We start from the raw sequence: 15,908 nt of genomic DNA on the forward strand, positions 1-15,908 counted from the left end.
CCTCCCGGGCTACTCCGGTTTCGATTACTTAAGCTGGGACAGGATCTGGTCGCGGATGCTGTCCAGGCTACCAATGCCTTCCACGCGCACGTACTTGGGCGCGTCGGCAGGTGCCTTGCTGGCCCAGTCCTGGTAGAAGCCGATCAGCGGCGCTGTTTGCTCGTGGTAGATGTTCAGGCGCTTGCGTACGGTTTCTTCCTTGTCGTCTTCACGCTGTACCAACGGCTCGCCGGTCTCGTCGTCCTTGCCCTCTACTTTGGGTGGATCGTATTTCACGTGATAGATACGGCCACTGCCCTCGTGCACGCGACGGCCAGACAGACGGCTGACAATTTCTTCGTCTTCAACGGCGATTTCCACCACGTAATCGATGGCGATACCCTGGTTCTTCAGCGCTTCAGCCTGGGGAATGGTGCGTGGGAAGCCGTCCAGCAGGAAACCGTTCTTGCAATCCGGCTGCTGAATACGCTCATCGATCAGGGCGATGATGATATCGTCAGACACCAGACCACCGGAGGCCATCACTTCCTTGACCTGTTTGCCCAGCTCGGACTCGGCCTTGACGGCGGCACGGAGCATGTCGCCTGTAGAGATCTGGGGGATCTCGAAACGCTCGGTAATGAACTGAGCCTGAGTACCCTTTCCAGCGCCTGGCGCGCCTAACATGATGATTCTCATAACGTTGTGCTCCCGTTGTCTTATATTATCGTTTGAAAAGTTGCGGCAAAAACCGTCGCCTTTGCGACAACCTCTCAGGGCGTCCAGGCCCACTTGCTGGCGCGCCTGCCCAAAATTGAGGCAGCATTATACGAAGTCCGCCCCGACAGAGAAAGTCGACCTCCGTATCATGGTTGGAATTACCGGAACACAGGGGGCTTCAGGCACAGAAGCCTGACGCCGTTTTGCTCAGGATGCAAGCGACGACGCCAGCACATCCAGGTCGGTTGCAACGGCCTGGATTTCCTCCTGAACCAGCGCCAGTGTTGCTGGCTCCAGGCCAAGCGCTTCTGTCAGTGCGGGGATATCATCCGGGTTGAACTCGTCGCCAATACCCTGCTCTTTCAGCAGGGCATTCGCCAGTTGGACCATCAAAACATACTCTTCATGCTCACCATGGTAACCCGGGTGCTGGTGCATGCCTGCAGCCTTGATGACAGGTTCCGGCAGTTGCCAGAGCCGATGCAGAATACCGCCAATGGCGCCATGGCCAACCGCCAGGATATCCTGGCGCTCGCTATGGCCAAACACTTCCTGTTCCAGTGAATGCATGCTTGCTTCAGGGTTGATCTCCCGAAGAGCGTTCAGTTCCTGAAATTCAGAGGGAAACAGGTGCCCCACCAGCAACAGGCCAAAGTTGTGCAACAGCCCGCACAGATACGCCAGCCCCTTGTCCCGGCCCGAACGCGCCGCCAGGCTTTGGCACAGGAAGGCACAGTAAAGTGAGTGACGCCAGAAATTATCCATGCCCAGCATTCCACCCCTGGGCACATCAAAAGCCCTCACCGATGCAATACCCATGGCAATATGGGCGACCCGATCAAACCCCAGCACCCGGGTAACGGCCTCCTGAACCGAGTTGATCTGGCCAGGGTAATTGAACAGTGCCGACCGTGCGTAGCGCATGATCTGGGCCGTCATGCTCGGGTCAAACTCAATCAGTTCCGCCAGCTCTCTGGCGGTGGCTTCCGTATTGGCGGTCAGGCGCAGAATCCGCAACGCCAGCGCCGGCATGGGCGGAAGACGATAGAGTTTCTGCAGTTTGTCAGCCACTTCGTCGAGGCTCAGCGCGCCACGGGAACCATTACCCTGCCCCCGGATAACCAGGTGCCCTTCGCGGGCACCCGCCAGTGCCAACCGGAACGAGCGGCCATCCATCACAACCAGGGTATCGTTGGTGCCAGCTGAGAACACCACTTGGTCGGCGGTGGTGAGATCTTCGTCAATCAGCACCGGCAGATCCCAGGCATTCCCGACCGGTGGCACGAATCCTGGCTCGCAGTCGCCAAACAGCCTCGCTGTCTGGCGCGCGGTCAGCGGCTGCAGGCGACGCCCGGTAAACTGATGCAGGGTGTCCATATCCAACGTACTGTCGAAGCGATGCACCGCCATGACCACACCATTGATGTCGATCAGCAGCGTGGGCTGGATAAAATCATGCTGGGGCTTGCCAGAGGCAAGAACCGCCGCATCGAGATTGCTTACCGGTGCAATTTCGATCTGCTGATAGCTGATACCCTTACGGGCGAGGTAATGCGACAGTCGCTCTGACAGTGCCAACGGGGAAGACTCCTTTATCCGGTTCAGGGCTTTCCGGCCCCGGCGTTATTATGCACGTTAGCCCGTATTACGCATACCAGCGGCGATGCCTGCCATGGTGACTTTCAGCGCCCGCTCCACCATATCCGGCACCTCACCTTTGCCCTCACTTTCGCGGTCGCGTTTGAGCAATTCCGCCTGAAGGTAATGCAATGGGTCCGTGTAGGGGTTGCGCACTCTCATGGAATGGGCAAACACCGGTTCGCTCTCCAACAGGGCTTGCTGATCCTTGAGCTCCAGCACACGCTCGATACAGCCGTTCAGCCGTTCCCTGAGGCTACCCCCAAGGGCCCTGAGGCTTTCATCCTCCACCAGGGTCTGCTCGTAATAGCTGGCAATGCGCAGGTCGGCTTTGGCCAGCACCATTTCCAGCATGTCGACATAGGTGCGGAAAAACGGCCAGCCCCGCATCATCTCACGCAGCTCTGACAGGCGCTGGTGCCGGGCGGCTTCTTCCAGGGCCACATCGCTGCCCAGCCAGCTGGGTAGCATCAGGCGCATTTGGGTCCAGGCGAAAATCCAGGGAATGGCTCGCAAACTCTCCACACCACCGGTGGCTTTCCGGCGCGCCGGTCGACTGCCCAGAGCCAGCTTACCCAGCGCCGTTTCAGGTGTAACCTGGCGGAAATAAGGCACGAAATCCGGGTTCTCCCGCACCACTTCCCGGTAAGATTTGAGGGAACGCTCGGTCAGCCAGTCCATCATCTCGCGCCAGCTGTCCTCGGGTTGTGGCGGTGGCGCCAGGGTCGCCTCAATGACGGCAGTGGTGTACAGGGTAAGGCTTTGAACCGCCAGCCGGGGCAAACCGAACTTGAATCGGATCATTTCCCCCTGCTCGGTAATCCGGAAACTGCCGTTCACCGATCCCGGCGGTTGCGACAGAATCGCCCGGTTCGCCGGGCCGCCACCACGGCCCACCGTGCCGCCGCGACCGTGGAACAGGGTCAGGTGCACGCCATACTGGCCGGCCACCTGGGTGAGTTTTTCCTGCGCCTGGTACTGGGCCCAGGCTGCCATCAGCTGGCCGGCGTCCTTGGACGAGTCCGAGTAGCCTATCATTACCTCCTGGCGGCCCTGACAGTATTCGCGGTACCAATCAACCTGATACAGGGCAGCCATGCTGTCTGGCGCGCCCTGAAGATCGCTGAGGGTTTCAAACAGCGGCACCACACGCATCGGGAACTTCATTCCCGCTTCCCGCAACAGCAGGATCACGTTCAATACATCCGAAGGCTTGCTGGCCATGGAGATCACGTAAGAACCCAGTGCTTCCGGGGTCTGGCCCGCCACCACCTCGCAGGTAGCCAGCACTTCCTTGACGGACTCTGAGGGTTCCCAGTTGCGGGGTACCAGTGGCCGGCGGCCTTGCAGCTCGCGCAGCAGGAATGCCTGCCGGTCGTCTTCCGACCAGGACAAATAGTCTCCCAGCCCCAGGTAATCCACCATTTCCGCCACCGCCTCCGCATGCCGGGAAGCCTCCTGCCGGATATCCAGGCGAATCAGCGGCAGTCCGAATGTGTGAGCACGGCGAATGGTGTCCAACAGCGGGCCGTTGGCAATTTGCGCCAGGCCGCAATCCATCAGTGATCGATAACACAGCTCCAGGGGAGCTGTCAGGTCTTCGTTCTCAAACAGGATACCGGTCTCGTCCGCTACGAGACCTTTAACGCCGGCCTCGGCCCAGTCCCGGGTACGGACCAGGCGCTCCCGCAACTCGGCCAGTACCTGACGATAGGGTTCCCGGCAATCACCAACCCGCGCCCTCAGTTCATCACTGGCCTGCCACATGGATAACTCGGCCCTCAGAGCCTGAATATCCCGCAGGTAAAGATCGGCAGCCATCCAGCGGCCCAGCAGGAAGACCTGACGAGTCACATCGTGAGTCACGTTCGGGTTACCGTCGCGGTCTCCCCCCATCCAGGAGGCAATGCGGATCGGGGAATTCTGCAGGGGCAGGCCTTTGCCCGTTGCATCAGAAAGTGACTGGTCCAGGCTTCGAAGGAATCTGGGCAATGCCTGCCAGAGGCTGTTCTCGATGACCGCAAAGCCCCACTTGGCCTCGTCCACAGCCGTCGGCCGCTCATGGCGGATTTCGTCGGTGTGCCAGGCTTCAGTAATCAGCTGTGACAGGCGGGCAACAATCTCATCACGCTCCGCCGGCATCAGATCATCGTGGTCGAGCCGGGCCAGGCAGTCGGACATTTCGTCGTATTTCAGAATCAGGGTACGGCGGGCAACTTCCGTCGGGTGTGCCGTCAGCACAAACTCAATCCGCAGGTCCGCCACCCGCTGGTGTAATTCCTCCGGACCCACTCCCCCGGACTTCAGACGTTCAAAAACCTCACCCAGGGATTCCACCATCAGGTCGGAAGGGTGGCCCTGCTTGCGGCGAATGCCGTGGTACTGCTCGGCCAGGTTCGCCAGGTTGAGAAACTGGTTAAAGGCTCGGGTGACCGGGAGCAATTCATCGTCAGTTAACTGCCCCAACAGGGTCACCAGGCGCTGCCCGGAGCCACTTTCCTGACGGCGATCGGCTTTCGCGGCTGCCCGAATCTCCTCAATCCGCTCGTAGCAGTCCTGCCCGGGAAAACGCCGGATGCTCTGGCCCAATAATTCGCCCAGCAGACGCACATTTTCTCGCAGATCGGGGTGCAGTTCGGTCACGTTAAGTTCCTTCTGAATTGACGGAGACGAAGTAAACTTACGATACTAAGGATCCGTTCGAAAAGTCTATTGGCGATTCAATCCCCTCGCCCCAAGGAGCCACCATGAAAGTGACCGATTTGCCCCAGCACTGGGAACAGGAAAAACAGGCGATGGAACGTACACACGAATACAATCTGCGCCTGCCCCTTGAAGACGCCGCCCGGGTGGCCGCGCTGGCGGAACTCTATCCAGATCGCAGCGAAAGCGAGATTCTCAATGACATGATTGCCGCTGCCCTGGACGACCTGATTACTCAGGGGCCGCTGAAGGATCGCCTGGCAGACAAGGGAAAGTAATATAAATGAGCAGACATCAACCCAAGCGCACGGCGCCTGGGTTGATGGAAACCCGGTGGTGAGCCGAATCGGTGCTGGCGTCAGGCCACGGATTCAAGCTGGCGGGCTTTGATCCGCTTGATATGCTTCTGGCTAAGGGCTACAAACCGCGGAGTCAACCCCTGGTCTTCGTAGATCTCAAAACCATCCTCATCATAAGCGACCACTTTGTCGCCCTGAACGTAGGGAAAGCTGGTTTCCAGCTCATCAAGCGCAGCGGAGATCAGATCACGCATCAGGTCTTGAGAGGATTTCATCGGATACATCGCTGCCACTTTCTGCAACAGCTCGTGATGCTGGTCAGACAACGATAGGTACGCGGCATCACGAGTGAGCCGACCACGACCGTGCTTGTCCCAATGCTTGACCAGATCTTTGATTTTCATGGTGCCTTCACCCCTGCATCTTATCTGACGGTACAGCGCACCGATATGGTGCAAGCCGTACTAGAAGTGTAGACGAAGAATGACATTTCAGTGACTGAAAATTGGTAACGGATTGTACTTATCGGCGACGGTTCCGAGGCACTGACCGTTAACGGTTTTCAACCCCCTTGACCTTCTGCCATATGGCATCCAGCGCTTCAAGGGACTCCTCATCCAGATCACGCCCCTCACTTTCCAGCACCGCTTCGATCGCCCGAAAACGTGCGTCGAATTTGCGGTTCGTTCGGTTCAGGGCCTGCTCAGGATCCACTTTCATGAATCGTGCCAAATTCACGCACACGAACAGCAGATCACCCAGTTCATCCTCGACCGCATCCTGGTCGCCACTACCATTCTGGGCGGCCTGCCATGCGTCTTTCAGCTCATCGATCTCCTCGTGAAGCTTGTCGAAGACCGGGCCAACGTCAGGCCAGTCAAAGCCATGGCGCGAAGCCCGGCGCTGCAATTTTTCGGCACGGGCCATGGCCGGCAGGGTTCGTGCAATGCCATCCAGGCGGCTGACCGAAGACTCAACAACAGGTTTCTCGGCCCGCTCCTCCGCCTTGATACGCTCCCAGCTCTCCTTGATCCAGGCTTCGCTGGGACGGTTGCTCGGGTCAATGCGGCTTTCCAGAGTGCCTTCCGGGAAGACATGGGGATGCCGGCGAATCAGTTTGCGGACCAGGTGATCAACGATGCTATCGAAATCGAAATGCCCTTCCTCACGCCCCATCTGAGCGTAGAAGATCACCTGGAACAGCAGGTCTCCCAACTCATCCTTCAGATGCGGGTAATCCGCCTGTTCAATGGCATCGGCCACTTCGTAGGCTTCTTCTATCGTGTGGGGCACGATGCTGGCGAACGTCTGCCGGGTGTCCCAGGGGCAGCCCGTGTCTGGCTCCCGGAGCCGGGCCATCAGGTTTTTCAGGTCATCAATGGAATAGCTCATCCGCGCTTTCGCCTTACGTCGATGATGTTCGGCAGGTTGCGAATCTGGGCCAGCAACCGCGCCAACTGTTCCAGGCTGGAGATTTCCACCGTCACCCTCATGGTAGCGATGTTCTCATCCTTGTTGGTCAAGGTATTCAGGGCCAGCACGTCACTGCGGGACGACGACAACACATGGGTTATATCCCGCAACAGCCCCGAGCGATCGTAAGCTTCGATTTCGATATCGACAGGGTACACAGAGGCCGGCTTGCCACCCCAGTTCACCTCGATGATCCGGTTGGGCTCGAATTCCCTCAGGCTGAGGAAGGTCAGGCAGTCCTGTCGGTGCACGGTGACACCGCGCCCAACCGTGATATATCCGCCAATCGCATCACCCGGTAGCGGTTTGCAGCACTTGGCCACCTGGGTCTTGAGTTTGCCCACACCGAGAATCTGGATGTCTGACTCGGTGTCATAATCCTTCTTGCGGGCAGTGGTCAGCTTCAGGTCGAGCTGTTCAGACTTCGGCTCCAGCATCTGCTGCGCCACGTTCGCCACGTGCGCAGGCCGCAAATCGCCGGCCCCAATGGCGGCGAACATATCGTCTGGCGAGTGGTAATTCACCTTTTTGGCCAAATCCCCCAGATCAACATCGTACAGCGACAAACGCTTGAATTCGTCTTCCAGGATTGCGTGGCCGTCTGTGATATTACGGTCACGATTCTGTTGCTTGAACCAGTGGGTAACCTTTGCCCTGGCCCGGGATGTCTGGATATAGCCCAGGCTTGGGTTCAGCCAGTCCCGGCTCGGCGCCGGGTTGTTGGAGGTGAGTATAAATACTTGGTCGCCGGTTTTCAGCGGATAGGTCAGAGGAACTATTCGGCTGTTCACCCGGGCACCCCGGCAGGCGTGACCGATTTCGGTGTGTATCCGATAAGCGAAATCCACCGGTGTGGCACCCTGGGGCAGGTCGACCACGTGGCCTTCGGGGGTGAAGACATAAACCCGGTCCGAGGCGACGTCTGACTTCAGGTGATCAGCCAAACCAGACAAGTCGCCCAACTCTTCCTGCCACTCCAGCACCTGCCGCAGCCAGTTGATCTTGGCGTCGTAACCGGTGGACTTGTTGTTCTTGTCGGTGCCCTTGTACAGCCAATGGGCACAAACACCTAACTCAGCTTCCTCGTGCATGGCATGGGTGCGGATCTGCACTTCCATCACCTTGCCTTCGGGGCCGATCACCGCGGTATGGAGCGACTGGTAGCCGTTCTCCTTGGGGTTGGCGATGTAGTCGTCAAACTCGTTGGGAATATGCCGCCACAAGGTATGAACAATGCCCAGAGCGGCATAGCAGTCCCGGACTTCCGGCACCAGGATACGCACTGCACGGACATCATAGACCTGGGAAAAGTCGATACCCTTACGGCGCATTTTGCGCCAGATACTGTAGATATGCTTGGCCCGGCCAGAGAGTTCACCCTTGATACCGGAGGCCTGAAGTTCAGTTTGCAGGGTCTCGATTACTCGCCGGATATAGCCTTCACGGTCCAGCCGCTTCTCATCCAGCAGCTTGGCGATCTTCTTGTACGCTGAGCTGTGCAGGTACCGGAAAGACAGGTCTTCGAGTTCCCACTTGATGTGACCAATACCTAACCGGTGTGCCAGGGGCGCGTAGATATCGAAGACTTCCCTGGCCACCCGCATGCGCTTCTCTTCCGGCGCGTCCTTGACGGCCCGAATCGCACAGGTCCGCTCGGCCAGTTTGATCAACGCCACCCGGACGTCGTCAATCATGGTAACCAGCATTTTCCGGACATTGTCGAGTTGCCCTTCACTCTGGCCCAGCACATTGCCCTTGAGCGGGTGGTGCACCGACGAAATGGCTGCCATCTGCTGCACACCATTGATCAGCCCGGCGACTTCGTCACCGAATTCCTTGCGGATCTCTTCCAGGGGTACCCGCTCTTCACGCACTGCCCGGTACAACACCGCAGCCACCAGACTGGCCTGGTCCAGATGCAGTTCGGCCAGCACCTGTGCCATTTCCAGACCCGTACGGAAACTACTGGAGCCCGGCGCCCAGAGGCGATCCTCTCTGAATGCCTGCACGGCAATCCTGGCCGCTTTTTCACAGGCCTGCCGGAGCTGCTCCGGATTATCCAGGTGCGTCTGTTCAGCGATGTGGCGAACACAACGATCAATGTCGATCTCGCCATCACCAGTGACCGAATAATCTTCCCGAACTTTTACCATAGCAGAGGCATACCCGCTGATTTTCCGGTTACCCGGGTCGCGATCCTGGCGCCCCGGCATCTGACTGTCGACTGATCAGTCAGAGTCATTCACGCTCAAAAAGAGCAATGGATTCGACATGGGTGGTGTGGGGGAACATATCCATCACACCTGCGCGCACCAGGCGATAACCGTTGCGCACCATAACGCCGGCATCTCTTGCCAGAGTGGCCGGATTACACGAAACATAGACAATCCTGCTGGCCCCGAACGCCGTGAGGTACTTGCAGATGTCTTCCGCGCCAGACCGGGGCGGGTCGATCAGAATCTTGTCGAAACCCTCTTTAGCCCAGCTTTGCCCGGTAAAGTCACCGTGCAGATCGGCCCCAAAGAATTCCACATTATCCAGACCATTGAGCTGTGCGTTCTCGCGGCCACGCACCACCATGGCATCATCGCCTTCGACGCCAACCACCCGGCCACCTTTGCGAGCCAATGGCAGGGTAAAGTTACCCAGGCCACAGAACAGATCCAGCACCCGCTCACCGGGCTGAACATCCAGCCACTCCACTGCACGATGAACCATATTCTGATTGATACCGGCATTGACCTGAGTGAAGTCCATCGGATGGTACTTCATGGTCAGATCAAACTCATCCAGGCTGTAGCTCAGGCGCTCACCATCACGACCAGACGATTCCGGCCAGATGCGGTGCACCGTATCCGGGCCCTTGGGCTGCAGATAGATATGCAAGTCATGGGCCTGGCCAAAGGCAATCAGTTTTTCCCGATCTTCGGGAACCAGTTCGTCCATGTTACGGAACACCATGGCCGCCACATCATCACCACAGGCCACTTCTACCTGGGCAATCCGGTCGAAGGCCACCATACCATGCAGCAGTTCCCGCAGGGGCTTGATGCGATCACCAATACGCGGGTCCAGCACCACACAACGGTCAATATCCGTTAGAAAGCTGTTACGCTTTTCCCGGAATCCTACCAGCACCGACTCCCGGGCTTTCACATAGCGCACGCCCAGGCGGGCTTTGCGACGATAGCCAAGGGTAGCGGGTGAGCGCATGGGTTCAACCCACTCCTGGGGTTCGATGCCTCCAAAATGGGCAAAATGCTCCCTCAGCGTGTCTTCCTTGAACCGAATCTGAGCATCGGCGCTCATGTGCTGGAGGCTGCAGCCACCACAAAGGTCAGCAAAATCACAGGGCGGTTGCTGGCGGTCTGGAGCCGCTTCCAGAACCTCCAGGGTACGCAGTTCATCAAACTTGCTGCGGGTGCTGACCATCTTTGCCATCACCGTTTCACCCGGCAGAGCGCCGTCCACAAACTGGACTTTACCTTCGGCCCGGGCAATGCCCCGGCCGTCGTGGCCAAGGGTCTCAATTTCACAACGCACCGGTTCCTGGGGCAGAACCTTGCGGCGACGCTTACTCATAGGGGTTAATCTCTCTTGTGTAGCCGGCTTGGATGAACGGTTCAGGCGCCGGGAAAAACACCGGTAGACAGGTATCGGTCTCCGCGGTCACAGATAATGGCCACGATCACCGCGTTTTCAACCTCACGGGATAATTTGAGGGCAGCGGCAATGGAGCCACCGGACGACACGCCACAGAAAATTCCTTCTTTGGCGGCCAGCGCCCTCATGGTGTCTTCTGCTTCTTTCTGGCCAATGTCCAGAACCTGGTCTACCCGGGCAGCGTCGTAGATCGACGGCAAATAGGCCTCGGGCCAGCGGCGGATACCGGGGATGGATGCACCATCTTCCGGCTGCAACCCAATAATCTGAATATCGGGATTTCGCTCTTTCAGATAACGGGACACGCCCATAATGGTCCCGGTGGTCCCCATGGAGCTGACAAAGTGAGTCACCTTGCCCTGGGTCTGCTCCCAGATTTCCGGGCCGGTGGTGCGGTAATGGGCCAGCGGGTTATCCGGGTTGCTGAACTGATCCAGCACTTTACCCTTGCCTTCAGATTCCATCCGCGCAGCGAGGTCCCGCGCCCCTTCCATGCCTTCTTCCTTGCTGACGGTCACGATCTCCGCTCCGTATGCCCGCATGGAAGCGCGGCGCTCCTCACTCATGTGCGCCGGCATGATCAGAACCATCCGGTAACCTTTGATTGCCGCAGCCATCGCCAGGGCGATGCCGGTATTACCGGACGTCGCTTCAATCAGGGTATCGCCAGGCTTGATTTCTCCACGGCGTTCGGCCTCCTGAATCATGCTGATGGCAGGCCGGTCCTTCACCGACCCGGCCGGGTTATTGCCTTCCAGCTTGGCCAGAATGACATTGGAGGTTTCCCCCGGTAGACGCTGCAATCGAACCAGAGGGGTATGCCCTACATAATCTTCAATGGTCGGGAAAATCATAGCGAAACCCTGTGATACACTTTTGGGTTCGAATCATACGCTTTATGGCCGCATTGTCCCAATACAGCTTGTCGCTATATCCATGACCCGCGGCTATAACTGTTTGTTCCCGGAACCTTTACCACAGTTTTCGGGAATCAGATCAACTATGCTCATAACACAGGGAAGTGCCGGTTCCGGGTAAGATCGGCCCGGCCAGGCTCAGGAAACTTGCAGGAACATATCTATGCGGCGCTGGGGCATTCGCAAAAAAGTACTGGTGGTAACGCTGGTTCCCACCTTGTTGACCACTTTGTTGCTGGGGCTGTTTTTCACCTACAGCTGGGTTAACAACATCGAGAACCTGCTGAGGGATCGGGGCGAATCCCTGTCCCGCCAGCTTGCTGCCGGCTCCGAGTATGGCCTGTTCACCGCCAACCGCAGCCTGCTGAGCAGCCTGTCCAACGCCCTGCTGGAAGAGCAGGACGTTCGCTCGATCACCTTCTTCTCGCCAGACGGCCGCCGCTTGCTCCACACCGGTCCGGGCGGCGCCGATGCCATCGACGAATCCTCCCTGAAGCCGGACCTGGCGGTAAAGATTACCCGGGACAGCAGCACCCGGTTTGTCACTCCGGTTTATCTGCAGGACCTGATGATCGAGACCATGCTCGACCCGGATGTCCGGCAGTCGGCCACCCGGTTACAGGAACCCCTGGGCTGGGTTGCGGTGGAGATGTCCCATGTCCGCACCGAAAAGGAAACCTACAAGGCGCTACTGATTTCCCTGCTACTGGTGATTGGCGGGGTACTGCTCAGCATGGCCATAGCCCTGCGCCTGAGCCGTGCCTTCACCGATCCGGTGTTCCAGCTCAATGAAGCCGTAGCCCGGCTCAAGGAAGGTAAGCTGGATACCCGGGTGTACACCAGTGCCGGCCCCGAATTCGAACAGCTGGAATCCGGCCTGAATGACATGGCCTCCGAGCTCAGCAAGGCCCAGGCGGAAATGCAGCAGAACATCGACCAGGCCACAGAGGACCTCCGGGAAACCCTGGAAACCATTGAAATTCAGAATATCGAGCTGGATTTCGCCCGCAAGGAAGCCCTGGAAGCCAGCCGGATCAAGTCCGAATTCCTGGCCAATATGTCCCACGAAATCCGCACGCCCCTGAATGGCATCATCGGCTTTACCGAATTGCTGCTGAAAAGCCCCCTGCCCCGCCAGCAACGGGACCACCTGAACACCATCCGGAAATCGTCCGAGATTCTGCTGACGATCATTAACGACATCCTGGATTTTTCCAAGATCGAGGCCGGCAAGCTGATTCTTGACCGGGTACCGTTCCAGCTAAGGGATATCGTGGAAGAGGTGATGGTGATGCTGGCACCGGCAGCCCACGCCAAGAACCTGGACCTGGTGCCACTGGTCTATAACGATGTACCGGACAACGTCATGGGTGACCCGCTGCGGGTGAAGCAGGTCATCACCAATCTGGTCAATAACGCCATCAAATTCACCCAGACCGGTGAAGTGGTGCTGCGGGCCAGCCTGGAAGACGAAACACCCGACAGCAATCGGGTAACCCTGCGTCTGAGCATCACGGACTCCGGCGTGGGCCTGTCCCGGGCCCAGCAACAATCGTTGTTTAACGCTTTCAGCCAGGCTGACGCCTCAACCGCCAGGCAGTATGGCGGCACCGGTCTGGGGTTGGCCATTTCCAAGCGGCTGGTGGAAGAGATGGGCGGCAAGATTGGCCTGGAAAGCGAACTCGGCAAAGGCTCTACCTTCTGGTTTACCCTCACGCCGGAACTGTCTGCCGCTGCCGATACCAGCGCGCCAAAAGACGCCCTGCGCGGCGAGCGGATAATCTACCTCGAACAGCAGAAAACCACCGGGCTCGCGGTCGAACACCTGTTACGGGACTGGGGCGTGGCGGTACAACGGGTGTCCTCGCCAGCCGCCCTGGTGGAACACGTGGAGGAAGCCCAACGGAAGCAGGAAGGCTACGCCGCCGCCATTATCGGCATTACCCGCCACCTGCTGAACTCCAGCCAGTACTGCAACATGGTGCGTTCGCTAGAAGTGGAGCGGGACTGCCGGACACTGCTGCTGACCCCCACCCTGGAAACCCACGACACGCCGCTGTCCGGGCTGTCCAGCGGACACCTTACCAAACCGGTTTGCCGGGATGCCTTCTACGACGAACTGTTACTATTGATCCACGGCATCCAGGCCAGCAACCGGGGAGCAGGAGAAGTGTCCCTGCCAATGAGAAGCAGCGGCCCTTCGAGAGTTCCGCGTGTACTGGCCGTGGACGACAATGACGCCAACCTGAAACTGGTGATGACCCTGCTGCAGGACTGCCGGCTTGAAGCAGAGGGCGCCTCAAGCGGATTCGAGGCGCTGACCAAGGCCCGGCAGAAGCCCTTTGACCTGGTGTTCATGGACCTGCAAATGCCGGGCATGGATGGTGTGGAAACCACGGCACGAATCCGGGATCTGGATACCGGCTCTCACCATACCCCGATCATCGCCCTGACCGCCCATGCCCTGGCCGATGAACAGGAAAGACTGACGCAGCAGGGCTTCGACGGTTACATGCCAAAACCGATCAGCAGCACCCAGCTGGTCCAGTTGATTCGCGAATACACGGGTTATGACTGCAAGAGCAGCAACGACAGTTTCAAAATCTCGGAAGTCCGGGATACCCGCCGCACCCTGCGGCCATCAAACCGTCGCATGCAGCAGGATTGCGTCAGTGTTGATGAAAGCATTCAACTGGCCGCTGGCAAGGCCGACCTGGCGGAAGAGCTGTTCAGCATGTTGCTGGAACAACTGCACACCGACATCGGGCGTGTAACCGAACTCTGGAACAACAATGACACCGACGAGCTGCTTGAATGCGTACACAAGCTCCACGGCGCAACCCGTTACTGCGGCGTACCGGAGCTGAGAACCGCCGCCAACCGTTTTGAAACCGCACTGAAGTGCCAGGCCCCGGATATGGAGTTACAGAAGGACCAGCTATTGGCAGCCATGGACCGACTGCAGATCTGGAGTGAACAAACCGACTGGCAGCAGCTGTTCAGAGAGCAGCAGCGCCAGCCGGAGACCACCTGAGGCCAGCTTAGGGGCGGGCGCGCTCAACAATGGCGCGCATCTCCCGAACCGCCTCTTTCAGACCAGTGAACACTGCCCTGGCAACAATGGCATGGCCGATGTTCAACTCGTTAATGCCCGGAATCGCCGCCACCCGCTCGGTGTTGTGATAATGCAGGCCGTGGCCAGCGTTCACAATCAACCCTTTCTTTCGGGCATAGGCCACGGCATCGGCCAGCTGTTTGAACGCTTTTTCCCGAACAGCCGGGTCCTGCGCTTCGGCGTATTCGCCGGTGTGCAGCTCGACAACCGGCGCACCACAGCGCACAGCGGCGTCTATCTGCACCGGGTCCGGGTCAATGAACAGTGATACTTCGGCCCCGATCTTTGCCAGCCGGTCGCAGGCCTTGGCCACACGCTCTTCCTGACCGTCGACATCCAGCCCACCCTCGGTGGTCAATTCTTCGCGCTTCTCCGGCACCAGGCAGACACACTCCGGCCGAACCTGTTCGGCAAAGGCCAGCATGGCATCGGTTACCGCCATTTCCAGGTTCATCTTGGTTTGCAGGACTTCGCGCAGCAACAGTACGTCACGATCCTGAATGTGCCGGCGGTCTTCCCGGGGGTGAATGGTAATGCCATCGGCGCCCGCTTCCTCGGCCACCAATGCCGCCTGAACCGGGTCTGGATAGCGGGTGCCACGGGCCTGGCGTAATGTGGCCACATGGTCAATATTCACACCGAGCAACACTCTGGAATTCATGGGGTTCTCCCTGATGATGAAACGGAATGGCTGAACAGATTGCGGCTGTGTAACGGCTTACCCTGCAACAGGTAGTCCACCAGAACACGCATGATCCGCTTGGCCGTCCTGCGCGGTAACTCACCGGTAAAGTCGCCTTCGGCCAGGGCCAGCAGAGCCTCGCCCGGAATCTGCTGCAAGCGAACCCCGGTGGCGGCGGCAGACACAATGCCCTGCACCGGATCATAACCGTAGTAACCACCGGCCACCACTGGCAAGCCGGTATCAGTGGCTTCATCCCAGGCAAAGTCATACCCGAGGGCCCCGGCAAACGCCCGTTCAAAGTGCCGCAATATTGGCTCTACATCGGTTTTGGCCGCCAGTGCCGCGAGAGCCTGCAGGCTTTCTATGTAACTGGCAAACAGGGTGGGATGAGGGTCTGCCGCTGGCAGAACGCGCTGAAGCAGTTCATTGATGTAGAGGCCGCTGTACAAGGCACGGGTTTGCGAAAGCAGCGGCGCCGACCGAACCTCAAGCTGCACCAGTGTTTTCAGATCGCTTTTTCCGGTCCAGTCCACCATTAACGGCTGGAACGGCTGCAACTGGGCCTTGAGGGGGCTTTTGGCACTGTTGGCGCCGCGCGCCACCAGACTCATTCGGCCGTGATTCAGAGTAAACAGATCCACCAGCAAGGCGGTTTCCCGCCAGGGGCGCCGGTGAATCACATAAGCGGGCTCCTGCTGCACCGCTCCCTTCATAGC

12 protein-coding genes are annotated in these 15,908 nt (G+C 58.6%); 2 read left to right on the plus strand and 10 right to left on the minus strand.

Translation table 11 applies throughout. The annotated features are described in order from the left end of the window. Nucleotides 1–24 precede the first annotated feature (24 nt). The 3 genes from adk to ppc all read right to left on the minus strand — a co-directional run bounded on the left by adk (nucleotide 25) and on the right by ppc (nucleotide 4,980). On the minus strand, nucleotides 25–678 hold the full coding sequence (gene adk / locus ACZ5Q2_RS18100) for an adenylate kinase (RefSeq protein WP_061332267.1): 654 nt from the start codon (nucleotides 676–678) through the stop codon (nucleotides 25–27). A gap of 228 nt (nucleotides 679–906) precedes the next feature. Then, nucleotides 907–2,277 (minus strand): HDOD domain-containing protein, encoded by a 1,371-nt coding sequence (locus ACZ5Q2_RS18105; protein ID WP_058091708.1) that lies wholly within the window; start codon nucleotides 2,275–2,277, stop codon nucleotides 907–909. A 57-nt stretch (nucleotides 2,278–2,334) separates the two neighbouring features. After that, entirely contained in the window at nucleotides 2,335–4,980 is a 2,646-nt protein-coding gene (gene ppc / locus ACZ5Q2_RS18110; RefSeq protein WP_432210610.1) for a phosphoenolpyruvate carboxylase, read from the minus strand. Between the two features lie 104 nt (nucleotides 4,981–5,084). Between ppc and ACZ5Q2_RS18115 the strand changes: the two genes are divergently transcribed. Further along, complete coding sequence (locus tag ACZ5Q2_RS18115) at nucleotides 5,085–5,318, plus strand: hypothetical protein (RefSeq protein ID WP_138437761.1); 234 nt, start codon at nucleotides 5,085–5,087, stop codon at nucleotides 5,316–5,318. Nucleotides 5,319–5,398: 80 nt separating this feature from the next. Here ACZ5Q2_RS18115 and ACZ5Q2_RS18120 read toward each other — a convergent pair whose 3' ends face one another. The 5 genes from ACZ5Q2_RS18120 to cysM form a co-directional block, all read right to left on the minus strand. Continuing rightward, nucleotides 5,399–5,743: a hypothetical protein gene (locus ACZ5Q2_RS18120; RefSeq protein ID WP_061332269.1), complete on the minus strand. Its 345-nt coding sequence runs from the start codon at nucleotides 5,741–5,743 to the stop codon at nucleotides 5,399–5,401. A gap of 148 nt (nucleotides 5,744–5,891) precedes the next feature. Next, a complete protein-coding gene (gene mazG, locus ACZ5Q2_RS18125) occupies nucleotides 5,892–6,731 on the minus strand; it encodes a nucleoside triphosphate pyrophosphohydrolase (protein WP_061332270.1) in 840 nt (279 codons plus the stop codon). Further along, entirely contained in the window at nucleotides 6,728–8,965 is a 2,238-nt protein-coding gene (gene relA, locus ACZ5Q2_RS18130) for a GTP diphosphokinase (protein ID WP_432210701.1), read from the minus strand. The genes mazG and relA overlap by 4 nt, the downstream gene beginning before the upstream one ends. A gap of 85 nt (nucleotides 8,966–9,050) precedes the next feature. After that, the gene (gene rlmD / locus ACZ5Q2_RS18135) at nucleotides 9,051–10,394 is read right to left on the minus strand and encodes a 23S rRNA (uracil(1939)-C(5))-methyltransferase RlmD (RefSeq protein WP_106693528.1); all 1,344 of its coding nucleotides are present in this window, start codon (nucleotides 10,392–10,394) and stop codon (nucleotides 9,051–9,053) included. A 41-nt stretch (nucleotides 10,395–10,435) separates the two neighbouring features. Next, nucleotides 10,436–11,329 (minus strand): cysteine synthase CysM, encoded by an 894-nt coding sequence (cysM, locus tag ACZ5Q2_RS18140; protein ID WP_058091714.1) that lies wholly within the window; start codon nucleotides 11,327–11,329, stop codon nucleotides 10,436–10,438. Nucleotides 11,330–11,555: 226 nt separating this feature from the next. Here cysM and ACZ5Q2_RS18145 point away from each other — a divergent pair, with 226 nt between their 5' ends. Continuing rightward, nucleotides 11,556–14,426 (plus strand): ATP-binding protein, encoded by a 2,871-nt coding sequence (locus tag ACZ5Q2_RS18145; protein WP_432210609.1) that lies wholly within the window; start codon nucleotides 11,556–11,558, stop codon nucleotides 14,424–14,426. Nucleotides 14,427–14,433: 7 nt separating this feature from the next. Here ACZ5Q2_RS18145 and pdxJ read toward each other — a convergent pair whose 3' ends face one another. Beyond that, nucleotides 14,434–15,168, minus strand: coding sequence for a pyridoxine 5'-phosphate synthase (pdxJ, locus tag ACZ5Q2_RS18150; protein ID WP_138437764.1), 735 nt, complete (start codon nucleotides 15,166–15,168; stop codon nucleotides 14,434–14,436). Beyond that, nucleotides 15,165–15,905, minus strand: a complete 741-nt coding sequence (recO, locus tag ACZ5Q2_RS18155; RefSeq protein ID WP_432210608.1) for a DNA repair protein RecO — start codon at nucleotides 15,903–15,905, stop codon at nucleotides 15,165–15,167. The genes pdxJ and recO overlap by 4 nt, the downstream gene beginning before the upstream one ends. Nucleotides 15,906–15,908: the final 3 nt, after the last annotated feature.

The sequence above is a fragment of the Marinobacter alkaliphilus genome (genome assembly GCF_055394375.1).

Excerpts from the sequence above, each read along its gene's own strand:
- adk (WP_061332267.1), bottom strand. The coding sequence starts at position 678 with ATGAGAATCATCATGTTAGGCGCGCCAGGCGCTGGAAAGGGTACTCAG.
- ACZ5Q2_RS18115 (WP_138437761.1), top strand. The coding sequence starts at position 5,085 with ATGAAAGTGACCGATTTGCCCCAGCACTGGGAACAGGAAAAACAGGCG.
- ACZ5Q2_RS18120 (WP_061332269.1), bottom strand. The coding sequence starts at position 5,743 with ATGAAAATCAAAGATCTGGTCAAGCATTGGGACAAGCACGGTCGTGGT.
- mazG (WP_061332270.1), bottom strand. The coding sequence starts at position 6,731 with ATGAGCTATTCCATTGATGACCTGAAAAACCTGATGGCCCGGCTCCGG.
- relA (WP_432210701.1), bottom strand. The coding sequence starts at position 8,965 with ATGGTAAAAGTTCGGGAAGATTATTCGGTCACTGGTGATGGCGAGATC.
- rlmD (WP_106693528.1), bottom strand. The coding sequence starts at position 10,394 with ATGAGTAAGCGTCGCCGCAAGGTTCTGCCCCAGGAACCGGTGCGTTGT.
- cysM (WP_058091714.1), bottom strand. The coding sequence starts at position 11,329 with ATGATTTTCCCGACCATTGAAGATTATGTAGGGCATACCCCTCTGGTT.
- ACZ5Q2_RS18145 (WP_432210609.1), top strand. The coding sequence starts at position 11,556 with ATGCGGCGCTGGGGCATTCGCAAAAAAGTACTGGTGGTAACGCTGGTT.
- pdxJ (WP_138437764.1), bottom strand. The coding sequence starts at position 15,168 with ATGAATTCCAGAGTGTTGCTCGGTGTGAATATTGACCATGTGGCCACA.
- recO (WP_432210608.1), bottom strand. The coding sequence starts at position 15,905 with ATGAAGGGAGCGGTGCAGCAGGAGCCCGCTTATGTGATTCACCGGCGC.